Source organism: Kitasatospora sp. NRRL B-11411, from assembly GCF_000721345.1.
Classification (GTDB): Bacteria; Actinomycetota; Actinomycetes; order Streptomycetales; family Streptomycetaceae; genus Kitasatospora; species Kitasatospora cineracea.
On sequence record NZ_JOGH01000148.1, the window covers coordinates 1 to 16,176 of the forward strand.

The 16,176-nt window shown below is 73.5% G+C and carries 11 protein-coding genes; 7 read left to right on the plus strand and 4 right to left on the minus strand.

What is annotated here, in order from left to right:
- Positions 1-213 precede the first annotated feature (213 nt).
- Both IH44_RS0135650 and IH44_RS0135655 read left to right on the plus strand, forming a co-directional pair.
- Positions 214-2,796 (plus strand): hypothetical protein, encoded by a 2,583-nt coding sequence (locus tag IH44_RS0135650; protein WP_232795217.1) that lies wholly within the window; start codon positions 214-216, stop codon positions 2,794-2,796.
- 160 nt (positions 2,797-2,956) lie between these two features.
- On the plus strand, positions 2,957-3,343 hold the full coding sequence (locus IH44_RS0135655; RefSeq protein WP_030463978.1) for a helix-turn-helix domain-containing protein: 387 nt from the start codon (positions 2,957-2,959) through the stop codon (positions 3,341-3,343).
- Between the two features lie 102 nt (positions 3,344-3,445).
- On the opposite strand, the gene IH44_RS0135660 is transcribed toward IH44_RS0135655, so the two are convergent.
- From IH44_RS0135660 to IH44_RS0135680, 4 genes are all read right to left on the minus strand, one after another.
- The gene (locus IH44_RS0135660; RefSeq protein ID WP_030463979.1) at positions 3,446-4,048 is read right to left on the minus strand and encodes a ClpP family protease; all 603 of its coding nucleotides are present in this window, start codon (positions 4,046-4,048) and stop codon (positions 3,446-3,448) included.
- A 1-nt stretch (position 4,049) separates the two neighbouring features.
- Positions 4,050-4,691 (minus strand): ClpP family protease, encoded by a 642-nt coding sequence (locus IH44_RS0135665; protein ID WP_030463980.1) that lies wholly within the window; start codon positions 4,689-4,691, stop codon positions 4,050-4,052.
- A 137-nt stretch (positions 4,692-4,828) separates the two neighbouring features.
- On the minus strand, positions 4,829-6,640 hold the full coding sequence (locus tag IH44_RS0135670; RefSeq protein ID WP_030463981.1) for an FUSC family protein: 1,812 nt from the start codon (positions 6,638-6,640) through the stop codon (positions 4,829-4,831).
- Between the two features lie 416 nt (positions 6,641-7,056).
- On the minus strand, positions 7,057-8,685 hold the full coding sequence (locus IH44_RS0135680; protein ID WP_030463983.1) for a chitinase: 1,629 nt from the start codon (positions 8,683-8,685) through the stop codon (positions 7,057-7,059).
- Positions 8,686-8,888: 203 nt separating this feature from the next.
- Here IH44_RS0135680 and IH44_RS0135685 point away from each other — a divergent pair, with 203 nt between their 5' ends.
- From IH44_RS0135685 to IH44_RS49250, 5 genes are all read left to right on the plus strand, one after another.
- On the plus strand, positions 8,889-9,911 hold the full coding sequence (locus IH44_RS0135685) for a LacI family DNA-binding transcriptional regulator (RefSeq protein ID WP_030463984.1): 1,023 nt from the start codon (positions 8,889-8,891) through the stop codon (positions 9,909-9,911).
- A 189-nt stretch (positions 9,912-10,100) separates the two neighbouring features.
- Positions 10,101-11,459: an extracellular solute-binding protein gene (locus tag IH44_RS0135690; RefSeq protein WP_198545096.1), complete on the plus strand. Its 1,359-nt coding sequence runs from the start codon at positions 10,101-10,103 to the stop codon at positions 11,457-11,459.
- Between the two features lie 131 nt (positions 11,460-11,590).
- Positions 11,591-12,553 (plus strand): carbohydrate ABC transporter permease, encoded by a 963-nt coding sequence (locus IH44_RS0135695; RefSeq protein WP_030463986.1) that lies wholly within the window; start codon positions 11,591-11,593, stop codon positions 12,551-12,553.
- A 12-nt stretch (positions 12,554-12,565) separates the two neighbouring features.
- Positions 12,566-13,456 (plus strand): carbohydrate ABC transporter permease, encoded by an 891-nt coding sequence (locus IH44_RS0135700; RefSeq protein ID WP_030463987.1) that lies wholly within the window; start codon positions 12,566-12,568, stop codon positions 13,454-13,456.
- Between the two features lie 269 nt (positions 13,457-13,725).
- Positions 13,726-16,146 carry a CBM35 domain-containing protein gene (locus tag IH44_RS49250; RefSeq protein WP_369795038.1) on the plus strand — a complete coding sequence of 807 codons (2,421 nt, stop codon included), beginning with the start codon at positions 13,726-13,728 and terminating at the stop codon, positions 16,144-16,146.
- The last annotated feature ends 30 nt before the right edge of the window (positions 16,147-16,176 follow it).

Sequence of the window (16,176 nt, forward strand, 5' to 3'; positions counted from 1 at the left end):
GTTCGGTGGGGGGGCTCGGGTTCGGGCGGGTTTTCGGGGTGGGGGTCGGTGTTCGGTTTTTTGGGCGGTTGCGGTGGGGGTGAGCAGTCATATCCGGTCATGATGCGACCAATACGAAAAGCGGGCGCGGTGCGGGCCCGCGCCCGCCCTACCCTGGCGGCGGCGCGATCTGACGGTCCGTCAGATCGGCTGCTGAGCCGAGGTGGAGAAACAGTGCTGAACAGCCAGCGTCCGCCCCATCGGAAACCGAACCCGAACCCCGAACCGGCCCCCGGGCCGACCCGTCCGCTGCGCGCCGCCCTGGCCGCGGCGCTCACCACCGCCCTGCTGCTGCTCGGACCGGGCGGCCTCGTCCCCGCGAGCGGTCGGGCCGCCGCCGACACCGCCACCGCCGCCGACACCGGCTCGGGCTCCGCGCTGGTGAAGAGCGTGCAGAACGCCACCCACCCCGGGGCCGCCACCGCCGAACACGGCGACACCCTCAACTGGACCGTGCAGTACGACAACCGGACCCCCGGCGACGCGGCCGCCCCCGCCACCGTCACCGACCCGATCGCCGGGGCCGGGGCGGGCCAGAGCTACCTGCCCGGATCGCTGCAGGTCCCGCCCGGCTGGACGCCGTCCTGGTCCACCGACGGCACCACCTTCGGGCCCACCGACACCGGCGCGGCCACCGTCGCCGTCCGGGCCGAGAACCCGGTCGCCCGGGCCGGCGGCACCGAGGTCTCCCCGCTGCTGCTGGCCCCCGTCCAGCCCACCGCGCAGGCCACCGGCGGCGACGGCTACACCCCCGTGCTGTACCGCACGCCCAACGGCGAGGTGCAGGCCTGGAGCATCTACCACCACGCCTCGCCCGCCGCCGCCAAGGTGGTGTGCAGCAGCCTCACCACCGGCCAGCCCTGTACCGGCGGCCCCTGGCCGCGCCCGCTGAACACCGCCGCCGGACCGCTCGGCACCGGCAACACCGGCGACCTCGGCAGCCCGCTGACCACCAAGTACGTGATCGACCCCCAGCAGTCGAACCTGCTCTACTACCCCGCCAACACCGCCACCGGCGTCGGCATCGGCTGCCTCGACCTGGCCGCCCACGCCAACTGCGGCTTCACCGCGCTCGCCAACAACGGCACCTCCCCCAGCAGCGCCAACAACCTGGCCGGCCTGGCCAAGGTCGGCGACAACCTGTACGCCGTCGCCAGCACCGGCCAGGTGCTGTGCATGGCCCTGCCCGGCCGCACCCCCTGCGCCGGACAGCCCTACGCCCCGGTCGTCGCCGCCAACCACGACCTGCCCGGCACCCCCGGCGCCCTCTACCAGGGCGGCCTGACCGCCATCGGCGACAAGGTCTTCGCCTCCTCCGCCCCGCAGGGCAGCGGCTCCACCACCCCCGGAGCGCCCGCCCTCGGCTGCTTCGACACCAGCACCAACACCACCTGCGCCGGCTGGAGCACCCCGCACCCCGCCGGACCCGGCGCCGCGTACTACACCTACGACGCCTTCACCGCCTACGACACCGCCGGCCACCCCAACGGCGTCTGCACCAGCACCGTCGGCGGCGCCAACGTCCTCACCACCTGCTACGCCGTCGACGGCACGCCGCTCACCGCACCCGGCATCCTCGGCACCCTCAGCGGCGGCACCCTCACCTTCGACCCCGAGACCGTCGTCACCGACAGCGGCACCCGCAGCTACTTCCCGGCCTGGGGCGGCAGCGGCGGCAGCGGCGTCACCCTCTGCTACGACTGGACGGCCGCCGCCCCCTGCGCCGGCTTCCCGCTGCCCGCCACCCACCCCAGCGCCAACGGCGGCACCACCCGCGACTACGGCTACAGCTACGACAGCACCACCCGCTGCCTGATCGGACTCGGCGACGCCGGAATCCTGTTCTCGATGGACCCGGCCACCGCCGCCAGCCCCTGCATGCACAGCGGCGCCACCGTCACCCTCAAACCCGCCTCCTTCTACTGCGACGGCGGCAGCGGCCACGTCCAGGCCTACACCCGGGCCCGGCTCACCGACCTCGACCTCACCCACCTCGACCTGAGCGCCTCCCGGGTCCTGGTCACCGACCCCGACGGCACGCCCGTCAGCACCCCCGGCCTCGCCCCCGACGGCACCGTCGACCTCTCCGGCGTCGACCCCGCGGCGCACCCCGCGCTCACCGTCACCGCGCAACTCGTGCTCACCACCACCGGGGACTTCACCGCCACCAACCACCCCATGCTGGTCGTCGAGTACCGGGGCGACGCGCCGCAGATCTGCTTCCGCACCACGGTCGCCGCGAGCTGCACCACCACCTCGGTCAGCAACACCGCCACCGGCACCGACACCACCGGCACGTTCACCTCCAACACCGTCACCGCCCCCGTCGCGCCCGGCACCGGCTGCCAGCCGAAGGTCAGCGTCGAGAAGGAGATCTGCGGCTCCCTCAACCCGCACGACTGCGCCCCCGGCGGACCCGGACCCTGGGCCAAGACCAGCCCCGTCGGACTGCTCGGACTGCTCGGCACCGCGCACTGGCGGATCACCGTCACCAACGCGGGCCCGGTCGACGCCGCCACCGTCACCGTCAACGACCCCAGCACGCCCGCCTGCCGCAGCGCCGCCGGGACGTTCGCGCTGGCCGCCGGGAGCAGCCGCCAGGTCTACTGCGACTCGCTGCTGCTGGCCCTGCCGGTGAAGAACACCGCGTCCGCCAGTTTCGTCGCGGCGAACGCGCCCGCCGGGACCGTCCCGACCACCACGGCGCCGTCCGCGGCGGTCGCCTGCTCGCTGCTGTGCCTGCTGGCCGTGCCGTAGCACCGGCCGACACCCCTGGAACGGAAGGAGGTTGACGGACCGGTCGGCCGCCGGGCGGGGGGCCCGGCGGCCGACCGGCCGGGGAGCCGGTGGGAGGGGTTCTGCTGAGGGCAGAGCGGCGCGGGCCCTCCGGGCGGGGTGCGGTGCCTAGGCTTGGGGGATGACAACTCGTGCGCCGGACACCCAGACCGCCCGTGTCGTTCCGCTGCGCCCGCAGCAGGCCCCGCCGCCCGTGCCGGAGCCCAGGGAGCCGCTGCTGCGGGACGTGGTGGGCGGGGTGCTGCGGCGCGAACGCCTCACCCAGGGACGGACGTTGAAGGACGTCGCGGAGGCCGCCCGGATCTCGGTGCCCTACCTGTCGGAGCTGGAACGCGGCCGCAAGGAAGCCTCCTCCGAGGTGCTCGCCGCCGCCGCCCGGGCGCTCGGGCTGGGCCTCGGGGACGTGCTCTCGCTGGTGCAGCGGGAACTGGTCGCGGTGCACAGCACGGCCGGCCGCGGCCGGACCGCGACCGCCGGCCGCTACGGCGGGCTCTGCCTGGCGGCCTGAGCGTCGGACACCCGTACCCGCCACACCCGTACCCGCCGGTGCGCGCCCGCCCCCTTCGGACGGAAGGGGGCGGGCTCGCACCGGCACGGGGGGACGAGGGGCTCAGGGGGCGGGGACGCGGCTGTTCAGGACCCGGTCGGCGAGGCCGTAGGCGACGGCCTCCTCGGCGCTGAACACCTTCTCGCGGTCCAGGTCGGCGCGCAGCGCGGCCACCGGGTGGCCGGTGTGCCGGGAGAGCACCTCCTCGACCTGGGAGCGGATCCGGAGCACCTCCTTGGCGGCCAGGCTGAGGTCGGAGACGGTGCCGCGCTGCCCGCCGCTGGCGGGCTGGCTGAGCAGCACCCGGGCGTGCCGCAGCACCGAACGCCGCCCCGGGTCGCCGCCGGCCAGCAGGACCGCCGCGGTGGAGGCGGCCTGGCCGACGCAGAAGGTGGCGATCGGGCACTGCACGAACGACATCGCGTCGTAGATCGCCATCAGCGAAGTGAACGACCCGCCGGGCGAGTTGAGGTAGACGGCGATCTCCTGCTCGGGGGCCGCCGCCTCCAGGTGCAGCAGCTGGGCGATCACCACGTTGGCCACGCCGTCGTCGATCTCGGTGCCGAGGAAGACGATCCGCTCGTTCAGCAGCCGGCTGAACACGTCGTAGGAGCGCTCGCCCTGGGCGGTCCGCTCGATCACGTAGGGAATCGGGTAGGAGGCCATGTCACAGCCCCGCCCGTCGACGGGACGCGGCCGTGCCGATGTCGGCCAGCGACTCCAGCACCTGGTCCACCATCCCGTACTCGCGGGCCTGCTCGGCGGTGAACCAGCGGTCCCGGTCGCCGTCCCGGGCGATGGTCTCCGGGCTCTGCCCGGTGTGCTCGGCGGTGATCCGCTCGATGGCCTGCTTGGTGTACTCCAGGTTCTCCGCCTGGATGGCGATGTCCGACGCGGTGCCGCCGATGCCCGCCGACGGCTGGTGCATCATGATCCGCGCGTTCGGCAGCGCGAACCGCTTGCCCGGCGCGCCCACCGTCAGCAGGAACTGCCCCATGCTGGCCGCGAACCCCATCGCCAGGGTGGAGACGTCGTTCGGGATCAGCCGCATGGTGTCGTAGATCGCCAGCCCGGCCGTGACCGAACCGCCCGGGCTGTTGATGTACAGGCTGATGTCGGCCCGCGGGTCCTCGGCCGAGAGCAGCAGCAGCTGCGCGCACACCCGGTTCGCCGACACGTCGTCGACCTGGGTGCCGAGCAGGACGATCCGCCGGGCCAGCAGCAGCGCCGCCAGGTGGTCGTCGAACGGGTTGGGCGGGGTGTCGCCGTCCTCCGCCCGGGGGCGGAGGGCGCTGAGCGGTGGAGTCATCGGATCTCCCGGTGGGTGGTGACGGAGGGTCGGTGACTCCACTGTCGGCTCCCGGCGGCCCCCGGCGAAGGGTTCTCTGCCCGCCGCAGATTCGCTGCGGGCAGAGGGGCGAGGGGCAGTGCGGTGCGGTGCGGGGCTCAGGGGCGGGTCGCCAGCCGGTGCAGGTCGGTGGCGAGCCGGTGCAGGTGGTGGCGGGTGGCGTCGAAGTGGCGGTGGTCGGCGGGGACGGCCGGGGCGAGCGCGGTGTCCACCGTCCGCTCCACCTCGTCGATCAGCGCGGCCCAGCGCGCGGTCGCCCCCTGCCGCCACGGCGGCTCCCGCCGGACCCGCTCGAACTCGGCCCGGGCCGCCGCGAGTTGCAGGTGCGGGGCGGTGGCGACGGAGACGGCGGCGCCCGGCCGGTACGGGGCCGGGGCCGCGGTCCGGGGGTGGCGCGGGGTCAGCGCGAGGGCGGCCTGCTCGACGGCGCCGGCCAGTCGGCGGGCCACCACCGGGTGCCGGTGGCGCGGGCCGAACAGCTCACCGGCCAGCACCGCGGCCAGGCAGCCGATCGCGCAGGACGCCAGGTTCGGCAGCAGCAGCGGCAGGCCCGGATCGCCCGCGAGCTGAGTGGCCATCAGCACCACCGTGGCCAGCGCCGCCGCCTGGTACAGGTAGCCGGTGCCGGACAGCGCCGGGACCAGCCCCGCCGCCAGCGCCAGCACCGCCAGCAGCGCCCCGTCCGGCCCGGCGCAGGCCAGTACCAGCGCCAGTACCAGCCCGCTGCCCAGCAGTCCCAGCGCGGTGCCGCAGAACCGTTCCAGCGCACGCCCGGTGACCGGACCGACCTCCGGACGGCAGACGAAGGTCACGTTCAGCACCGCCCAGTACGGGTGCCGCAGGTCCCAGTGCGCGGCCGCCGCCCCCGCCAGCAGCAGCGCCGCCCCCACCCGCAGGCCGCCCAGCCAGGACCGCGGATCCGCCAGCACCGCCCGGACCACCGCCCGCCGCCGGCCCGGGGACAGACCGGCCGACAGACCGGCCCGCAGACCGGCCCGCAGACCGGCCGACCCGGTGGGCCCCGGGCCCGGCGCCACCGCCGCGCGGGCCGCCCGGACCAGCCGGGCGTCCAACGGGCCGTTCCCCGGTGGCCACGCCCCGCCCGCGCCCGGACGCCCCGCCGCCGCCCGCTTCGCCGCCGCCCGCCCCGCCGCCACCCGGCCGGCCTCGGCCCGCAGCCGGCCGACCAGCGCCGGATCGGCCACCAGCCCCCGGGCCCCCGCCGAGGACGCCGTCTCGGCCAGCGCCAGCAGGCCCGGCAGGTGCCGGGCCAGCAGCACGCTGCCCCCCACCGAACCGGTGTGCCGGGCCCGCTCCAGCACGTCGTGCAGCGCCCGCCGCCGCGCCGTCCCGGCCGGGCCCGCCGCGTCCGGCGCCAGCACCGCCGCACACCCCGTCAGGCACTGCGCCAGCAGCGCCCGTTCGGCCCGGCCCCGGAAGAACGGCCGCCCGGCCAGCGCCAGCCCGACCACCGACAGCCCGCCCAGCAGCATCAGCGCCGGCGGCCACCAGAGCGGCCCCGGCAGCGGCAGGTCCATCGCCACCTCGGCGTCCATCAGCAGGATCATCGCGCCCAGTGACCCCTCCACCCCCAGCGCGGCCAGCACCCCCGCCACCACCCCCAGCGCGGGCAGCACGCCCGGCGCGAACCACCGCCCCTCCGCCGCCAGCATGGCGAACGCCCCGGCCGCGCCCAGCAGTTGGGGCAGCAGCATGGTGATCGCCCGGTGCCGGTAGGCGGCCGCCACATCGGTCAGCACCGCCGACAGCGCCCCCATCGCCACCATCACCCCCTCCGCGGGCCGCCCCACCCCCAGCCCGACCCCGGCCGGGGCGGTCACCGCCAGCGCCGACCGCCACACCGCCGGGGAGACGGCGGGCCGCCCCTTGGGCGCACAGGTCTGCCGCACCCACCGCAGGGTCCGGCCCGACTCCCGCCGGAGCCGGGCCCGCCCGGAGCGGGACGGGACCGCCGCCGGTCCCGGGGCCGGTTCCGCGACCGGCTCCAGGCCCGCGTCCGGGGTCGGCTTCGGGCGCCGGGCCCGGGGCAGCGGGAAGTCGGACCGGAGCGTGCGGTGACGCCCGTGTCGAAGTGTTGACATGCGGCACATGCAAGGCGACGCCCCGCCCCCGCCGACCCGGCGCCACCGCCGCTCTGCGCCGCCTGGAGTCGGGATTTCGCTTGCCCGGGGGAGACCGCGTGACCTCGCGGCGTCCCCCGGATGGAGTGCGTAACCCCCTCGCCGGCCCCGGTCCTTGCTCCGGCCCCGGCGAGGCTCGGGAACGGCCGCCCGCGCACCGGGCCGGCGGGTTCGGGCCCGGTGGCTCAGTAGTGGGCGCCGAGGTCCTTCCAGGCGCCCCACTCACCGGTGGTCCCGGGCTGCTCGCCCTGCGTCCACCACTTGGCCTGCCAGTTGTGGCCCGTCCACGAGACGGCGTCGCCGTTGGTGTAGACCCGCGCGGGGTTCCAGGCGGCGGCGGCGCAGGGCGGCGGGGGGACGGGGCTCACCACGGTGAGGGTGTAGGTGATGTCGGCCCGGAACGAGTTGCCCCGCCCGGTCACCGTCAGCTTGTAGGTGCCGGGGACGGTCGCGGACGTGGTCGCCAGCGACAGGGTGGCGGCCGAGTCGCTCTGGTTGCCCGGATAGCTGGTGAAGACCACGGCGGGGTCGACCGAGGCGGTGACCCCCGCCGGGGTGCCGCTGACCCCGACCGTCACGTACTCCACCTGGGCGTGGTTGACCGCCGCGCTCACCGTGGTGGTCACCGAGGATCCGGCGACCACGCTGCCCGCGTCCTGGCTCAGGTGCATGAGGAAGCTGGGCCCCTCGTCGGTGACCGAGGGGAAGGGGGACGAGGGCGACGAGGGCGACGGGGAGTGGTAGACGGGCGGGGGGTTGGTGAACGGCTGGAAGGCCCTGCTGAACTGCCAGGCGCTCTGCGCGGTGCCCGAGCAGGAGTCCGACCCGGCCGTGCCCGGGCAGTCGCCGTTGTCGCGCTGCAGCGACCGGAACGACAGGGTGTTGACGCCCTTGCCCGCCGCCCAGCTCTCCACGGCGGCGGCGTCGGCGGTGCTGAACGTCTCCTCCGGGCCGTAGTGGTCGACGCCGATCATCTCGGTGATCCCGATCGAGCCCCACAGCTGCGCGTCGGTCCTGGACGGGTACAGCTGCTGCAGCTGGTCGTGCAGGCCCTGCGCGGAGCTCCGGGTGTCGGCGGCCATGTCGTGCCGGGGGCCGTCGCGGTAGTCGAACGTCAGCAGGTTGACGACGTCGACCCGGGCGCCGTTGCACAGCGCGTTCTGCAGCACCGCCAGGCCGCCGGGGGTCAGGCCCGCGGGGGTGGCCGGCAGGGTGTACGAGAACTGGAGGGGGCGGCCGACGGACGCGGCCCAGTCCTCGGTCAGCTTGACCGCCTTGTTGCGGCGGTCGATGCCGGCCGAGTCGGTCAGCGAGTCGCCCTCGACGTCCAGGTCGATCCGGCTGACGCCGTACGACAGGACGACGTTCTGGAAGGCCATGGCGATCGCCCCGACATCGGTGCAGCTGTCGGCGATCTCGGTGCCGGCGCGGTCGGCCGCGGGCCCGCCGAAGGACAGGACGGCGTCGCCGCCGCCCGCCCGGAGGTAGCTGATGTCGTCGGTGAACCTCGGCGCCCGGTCGACCCGGAAGGCCGGGGTGCTGGTGTCGCCGTTCCAGTACGGCGTGCAGGAGCCCTTGGCGGCGGCCTGGATGGGGCCCAGCGTCACGAACTTGTTGCCGGACCGCGTGGAGAGGGTGGACAGGCTGTCGCCGGTCGTCCGGGCGTCGACGTACGGGGCGAAGACCTGGGCGGGCAGTGGGGTGCCCGCCGCGCTGGCGGTGCCCGAGCCGGTCAGGGTGAGACCGGCCAGGGCGGTGACGCCGAGGACTCCGGCGAGCAGGGCTCGGAATGGTCTGCGAACGGGTCCTGTCATGGACCGCGCTCCCTTCAACTGTGGGGGGAGGTAACGGACTTCGGCCTTCGAGGGGCACTGGTCCGGACCAATAGTCGTGGTCCGGGCCGCAGGACTGTCAAGAGTCCTTACAGACCATCCGGTCGACCGGTCCGGCGACTCCCGCTTTCGTTGATTTTCATGGAACAGTCGTTTTTTTGCAGAACAGACAGTAGCCTTCGGACATGAAGAAGAAGCTGGACGAGGTGGCCCGGTTCGCCGGCGTGAGCACGGTGACGGTGAGCCGGGTGCTGCGCAACCGGCCGGGGGTGTCGCGGGAGACGCGCGAGGCGGTGCTGACGGCGCTGGACGTGATGGGCCTGGAGCGGCCCGCCGGCTTCCGTTCGGAGCGGGCGCCGCTGGTCGGCCTGGTCGTCCCCGACCTGCAGAATCCCGTCTTCCCGGCGTTCTGCGAGGTGCTGGCGGGGGCGCTGAGCAAGCAGGGGCTGATGCCGGTGCTGTGCACCCGCACCGCCGACGGCGTCTCGGAGGCGAACTACATCGAGATGCTGCTGCGGCAGAACGTCGCCGGCATCGTGTTCGTGGGGGCCAGCTACGCGGACGCCGGGCCCGAGCAGGGGCGGGCGCTGCGCGAGCGCGAGGTGCCGGTGGTGCTGATCAACGCGGCCGACGGGCACCGGGGTTCGTCGCTGGTCTCGGTCGACGACGAGGCCGCCGTCGAGCAGGCGCTGGCCCACCTGGAGGCGCTCGGGCACGAGCGGATCGGACTGCTGCTCGGCCCGGCCGGACACGTGCCGTCCGTACGCAAACTCGAGGCGTTCGCCCGGCACCTGCGCCGGCGCGGGCGGGAGGGGGAGCTGGGTCGGCTGGTGGCCCACGCGATGTTCTCGATGGACGGCGGAGCGGCGGCCGTGCCCAGGCTGGTGGGGGCCGGGGCGAGCGCGGTGGTGTGCGCGAGCGACGCGCTGGCGCTGGGCGCGGTGCGGCGGCTGCGGCGCGAGGGCCTGGTGGTGCCGGACGACGTCTCGGTGGTCGGGTTCGACGACTCTCCGTACATGATTGCCACCGATCCGCCGCTGACCACGGTGCGCCAGCCGACCGCCGTGATGGCCGCCGCGGCGGCAAAGGCCCTGGTCGACCAGATCGAGGGTCGCCAAGTGCCCGCCGGGGAGGTGCTGTTCGAGCCCGAGCTGATCGTGCGCGGGTCGACCGCTCCGGCACGCGCAGTGATCTCTACCGGGAAGTAGGTCACGAAACCGGGCGGCACGCAAGGATATTGCGTCAAGCTGTTGACTCTTTGCGTTCACGATGTCAGTGTTCGGGTCATCGACGAGCGCCCGAGGCAACCAGCCGGGCCTCCTCATCCGTCAAGCCGCTTGCGCGTTCGTCCACCCCGGCGCAAGCGGTTGCAGGTCCCACGGAAGGTCCGAATCAGCATGGGCAGCAACAGAATTCGCCGTGTCTCCGCCGTGGCGCTGGCCACGGCCACCGCCCTCGCGGCCGCCGCCTGCGGCAGCAGCGGCAGCGGCTCGGGTGACACCGGCGGTGTGGTCACCATCTCGGTCAACGGCCTCCCCCCGGCCACCCAGACCGTGGACCGCAAGAACTTCGAGGACGACGTCAAGGCGTTCGAGGCGAGCCACCCGAACATCAGGATCGACGCCCACGAGGGCCTGATGGACCCGAAGACCTTCGCCGCCAAGCTCGCGGGCGGGCAGCTGGAGGACGTCTACTACGTCTACTTCACCGACCCCGCGGGCCTGATCCAGCGTCACCAGGCCGCCGACATCACCCCGTACCTGAAGGACGTCCCCGCGCTCGCCGACGTCAAGCCCGAGCTGCAGCGGGTCTTCACGGGCAAGGACGGTAAGGTCTACGGCCTGCCCACCGGCAACTACTCGATGGGCCTGGTCTACAACCGCGAGCTGTTCACCAGGGCCGGGCTGGACCCGGACAAGCCGCCGACCACCTGGGACGAGGTCCGCACCGCCGCGCAGAAGATCACCGCGCTCGGCGACGGCACCACCGGCTACGCCGACTTCTCCAAGAACAACCAGGGCGGCTGGCACCTGACCTCCTGGATCTACTCGCTGGGCGGCGAGGTCGCCACCCAGGACGGCTCGGGCAAGTGGAAGGCCGCCGTCGACTCCGACGCGGGACACAAGGCGCTGCAGTACCTGCACGACATGCGGTGGACCGACGACAGCATGGGCAGCCGCCAACTGCTGGAGATCCCCGACGTCCAGAAGATGATGGGCGCGGGCAAGCTCGGCATGTACCTCGCCGGCCCCGACAACATCCCCACCATCGTCAAGCAGTTCGAGCGCAAGTACGACGAGTACGGGCTGGCCGCGATGCCCGGCACCGCGACGCTCGGCGGCGGCGACGGCTTCATGTTCAACCCGAAGGACACCCCGGCGAAGATCAAGGCCGGCCTGGCCTGGGTCCAGTGGAAGTACCTGAACCCGGACCGCCAGGAGGAGACCGACAAGAAGTCGGCCGGCTCCGACATCCCGATCGGCCTGCCCCAGCCCGACCTGTTCGACGGGAAGAGCGGCGAGACGGTCAAGGCCGTGCACGCCAAGTACGCCAACGTCCCGCAGCGGAACTACCAGCCCTTCGTGGACCGCTCCGCGGAGGTGAAGGTCAAGGTCGAGCCGCCGAACGCGCAGCAGATCTACACCGTGCTGGACGGCGTGATGCAGGCCGTGCTGACCAAGCAGGACGCGAACGTCGACGAGCTGCTGAAGGACGCGCAGAAGAAGGTCGACACCATCCTCGCCACCGCGCAGTGAGCCCGGGGCGCGGCCGGCCGCACGCCCCCGCCGCGGCCGGCCGCACCCCGACCGTCCTCCTCCCGTCCTCCCGTCCTCTGCCCGTCCTCGGTCCGTCCTCCCGGTCCCGCCCGAGCCGAAAGCCACCAGCCATGAAGGTCGACACCGTCGGCGCCCCGCGCCGCGCCCAGCGGCGGCCCGCCGCCGACCCCGCACCGTCCCCGCCCTCCTCCCCGCGCCGGGCGGGACTGCGCCGCCGCGTCGCCGACAACCTCGTCGGGTACCTGTTCCTCGGCGCCGGCATCCTCGCCTTCGCGCTGTTCTCCTGGTACCCGATCGTCCGCGGGTTCCTGCTGAGCTTCCAGCAGGTCGACTTCGCGCAGCCCGCGACCTGGGTCGGCCTGGACAACTTCCAGCGCCTGTTCGACGACCCGCTGTTCCTCACCGCCTGGCGCAACACCCTGTGGTTCACCGCGCTGGCCCTGGTGTTCGGCTTCGCCGCGCCGTTCGTCACCGCCGTCGTCCTCAACGAGCTGCGCCACGGCCGGGCCTACCTGCGGATGACCGTCTACCTGCCGGTCATGCTGCCCCCGATCGTCACCGTCCTGCTGTGGCGCTGGTTCTACGACCCGGGCCCGGGCCTGTTCAACCACGCGCTGGGAATCCTGCACCTGCCCCCGCAGCAGTGGCTGGAGTCGGAGAACCTCTCGATGCTGTCCCTGGTCCTGGTCTCCACCTGGGCCAACATGGGCACCACCACGCTGATCTACCTCGCCGCGCTCCAGGGCGTGCCCGGCGAACTGTACGAGGCCGCGCAGCTCGACGGCGCCTCGATCCGGCAGCGGCTGTGGCACGTGACGATCCCGCAGATGCGCTTCATCCTGCTGATCACGCTGCTGCTCCAGGTCATCGGCACCATGCAGGTGTTCATCGAACCCTTCGTGCTGACCGGCGGCGGACCGAACGACGCCACCGTCACCGTCCTGCTGCTGCTCTACCGCTACGCCTTCGTCTACAACGACTTCGGTCTGGCCAGCGCGATGAGCACCGTCCTGTTCGTCGTCCTCGGCGCCTTCGCCGGCCTCTACCTGCGCCTGACCCGCTCCAAGGGCTGAGAGGAACCCGCCATGGCCACCGCCGAATCCGCCGCCCGCACCCTCGTCGCCCCCGCCGAGCTCGACCGGCCGCTCGGACGCCTGCTCTACCGGACCGTGCTGGGCACCGTCCTGGTCACCTTCACCGCCGCGTTCGTCTTCCCGCTGTACTGGCTGGTCTCCGGCGCGCTGAAGTCCTCCGCCGAACTCGCCGACCCGCACCCGACGCTGCTCCCGCACAGCTTCCACCCCGAGAGCTACAGCCAGGCGTGGAGCAGCACCGGACTGGGCCGCTACTTCCTCAACACCCTGCTGCTGGCCGCCGGTGCGCTGGTCTGCCAGCTGGTGGTGGACGTCTGCGCCGCCTACGCGCTGTCCAAGCTGCGGCCGGTGCTGGGCAACGTCGTGCTGGCGATGATGCTGGCCACCCTGATGCTGCCGGTCTCCGCGCTGCTGGTGCCCACCTACCTGACGGTGGTGGACGTCCCGCTGATCCACGTCAACCTGATCAACACGCCGTTCGCGATCTGGCTGCCCGCCTGCGCCAACGCCTTCAACATCTTCGTGCTGAAGCGGTTCTTCGACCAGATCCCGGAGGAACTGATCGACGCCGCCCGGATCGACGGCGCCGGGCCGGTGCGGATCCTGCTGCACGTGGTGCTGCCGCTGGCCCGGCCGGTCCTCGCCGTGGTGTCCGTCTTCGCGGTGGTCGGCGTCTGGAAGGACTTCCTGTGGCCGATGCTGACGCTGCCCGACCCCAAGGGCCAGCCGATCACCGTCGCCCTCAACACCCTCGCCAACGACATGCCCGCCAACCAGCTGCTGGCCGGCATGGCGATGGCCGCCGTCCCGCTGCTGGTGATCTTCCTGCTGTTCCAGCGCCACATCATGGCGGGACTGACCGCCGGCAGCCTCAAGGGCTGAACCGCCGTGCAGTAGAAGAGAACTGATGGATCGTCAGTTCCTGGACCGCCGCCCGCGCGCGGGCCGCCGTCCCCGGTGCCGACCTCCCGGGGGCGGCACCGCACCCCCACCGACCCGGCGCCGGCCGAAGCAGCCGCTCGACCACCACCACGACCGCCAGGACCACCAGGACCGCCAAGCCCGCCGCCCTCGCCGCGGCCGTCGCGCTCCTCGCCGGCCTCACCCTGTGGACGCTCGCCCCCGGTACCGCCCGGGCCGCCTCCGTCGTCCTGGAGGCCGAGTCCGCCGCCAACACCGGCGGCGCCGCCGTGGCCGCCGACCACGCCGGGTACACCGGCACCGGCTTCGTCGGCGGCTTCACCGACGGCAACAAGGGCGCGGCGAAGACCTCCTTCACCGTGCAGGCCGCCACCGCCGGAACCGCCAGCCTCGCGGTCCGGTACGCCAACGGCACCGGCTCCGCCAAGACGCTCACCCTGCTGGTCAACGGCGTCGCCGCCGGGCAGGTCACGCTGCCCGCCACCGCGAACTGGGACACCTGGGCGACCGTCCGGCAGGACGTCACCCTCAACTCCGGTGCCAACACCGTCGCCTACGCGTTCACCGCCGCCGACAGCGGCAACGTCAACCTCGACAACCTGACCGCCACCACCGGTACCACCGGCACCCCCACGCCGGGCGGCACGCTGGAGGCCGAGTCCGCCGCGCTCTCCGGCGGCGCCGCCGTGGCCGCCGACCACGCCGGGTACACCGGTACCGGCTTCGTGGGCGGCTACACCGACGGCAACAAGGGCACCGCGAGGACCGCCTTCGCCGTCACCTCCGCCACCGCGGGCAGCGGAACGGCCGACATCCGGTACGCCAACGGCACCGGCTCCGCCAAGACGCTCACCCTGCTGGTCAACGGCGCCGCGGCCGGGCAGGTCACGCTGCCCGCCACCGCGAACTGGGACACCTGGGCGACCGTCCGGCAGCCCGTCACCTACGCCGCGGGCAGCAACACCCTCGCCCTGGCCTTCACCACCGCCGACAGCGGCAACGTCAACCTCGACAGCCTCACCCCCACCACCCCCGCCGGCAGCACCGCGCCCACCGACCCGGGCACCCCGGGCGCCGACCTCCCCTACACCGGCTACGAGGCCGAGGCCGGAACCACCAACGGCACCGTCCTCACCCCCGACCGCACCTACCTCGCCGTCGCCTCCGAAGCCTCCGGCCGCAGCGCCGTCGAACTGACCCGGACCGGCCAGTACGTCGAGATCACGCTCACCGCCCCCGCCGACGCGATCAACCTGCGCTACTCCCTCCCCGACAGCGCCGACGGCACCGGCCAGGACGCCACCCTCAGTGCCTACGCCGACGGCCAGGCCCTGGGCAGCCTGCACCTGACGTCCCGTTACGCCTGGGTCTACGGGGCCTACCCGTACACCAACAACCCCGCCGACGGGCAGCCGCACCGCTTCTTCGACGAGACCCGCGCCACCCTCGGCCGCACCCTGCCCGCGGGCACCGTGCTGCGCTTCCAGAAGGACGCCGCGGACACCGCCGCCTCCTACACCCTCGACCTGGTCGAGGCCGAACAGACCGGCGCCGCCGGCACCCTGCCCGCCGGGTACGTCTCCGCCGCCGACCTCGGCGTCACCCCCGGAACCCAGGACGTCACCGCGGCCCTCAACAGCGCGCTCACCACGGCCAGGAACCAGGGCCAGGGCCTGTTCCTGCCGGCCGGCACCTACGTCGTCTCCGACCACGTCGACCTGTCCGGCGTGAAGCTGCGCGGCGCGGGCGTCTGGTACACCGTGCTGCGCGGCACCGGCCTCAAGGGCGGCCTGTACGGGACCGGCGGCACCAGCACCGTCGAGGACCTGGCGATCGACGGCCAGAACACCGTCCGCGACGACGCCAACGGGCAGGCCGGCATCGAGGGCGACTTCGGCACCGGATCCGTCATCCGGAACGTCTGGATCCGGCACACCAAGGTCGGCCTGTGGATCAACGCCCCCACCAAGGGGCTGCAGGCCACCGGCCTGCGCATCCGCGACACCTACGCCGACGGCGTCAACCTGCACGGCGCCGTCGACAGCACCGTGGTCTCCGACAGCAGCATCCGCGGCACCGGCGACGACGCCCTCGCCATGTGGTCCGACGGCGCCGCCGTCACCAACAGCGCCTTCCGCCACAACACCGTGCAACTGCCCACTCTCGCCAACGGCGCCGCCGTCTACGGCGGCAGCGGCAACAGCGTCGAGGACAACCTGATCTCCGACACCGTCACCGCGGGCGCCGGCATCACCGTCTCCAGCCGCTTCGGCCAGCCCTTCACCGGCACCACCACCGTCTCCGGCAACCTGCTGCGCCGCACCGGCAGCCTCGAGGTCAACTGGAACTCCCGGCTCGGCGCGATCTGGATCTACGCCGACCAGAGCGACCTCACCCGGCCCGTCGTCCTGAACGACAACACCGTCCAGGACTCCACCTACAGCGCGCTGCTGCTCTCCTGGCAGAAGCAGGTCGCCGACCTGCGCGTCGACGGACTGGTCATCGACCGGACCGGCCACCACGGCATCGAGGTCAACGCCGGCGGGCAGGGCACCTTCGCCAACACCCGGATCAGCGGCACCGCCGACGCGCCGCTGAACGTCACCGGCGGCTTCACCGTCCAGCGCGGCACCGGCAACACCGGCTGGTAGCACCCCCGCGCCCCCGCGCCCCCGCACCCC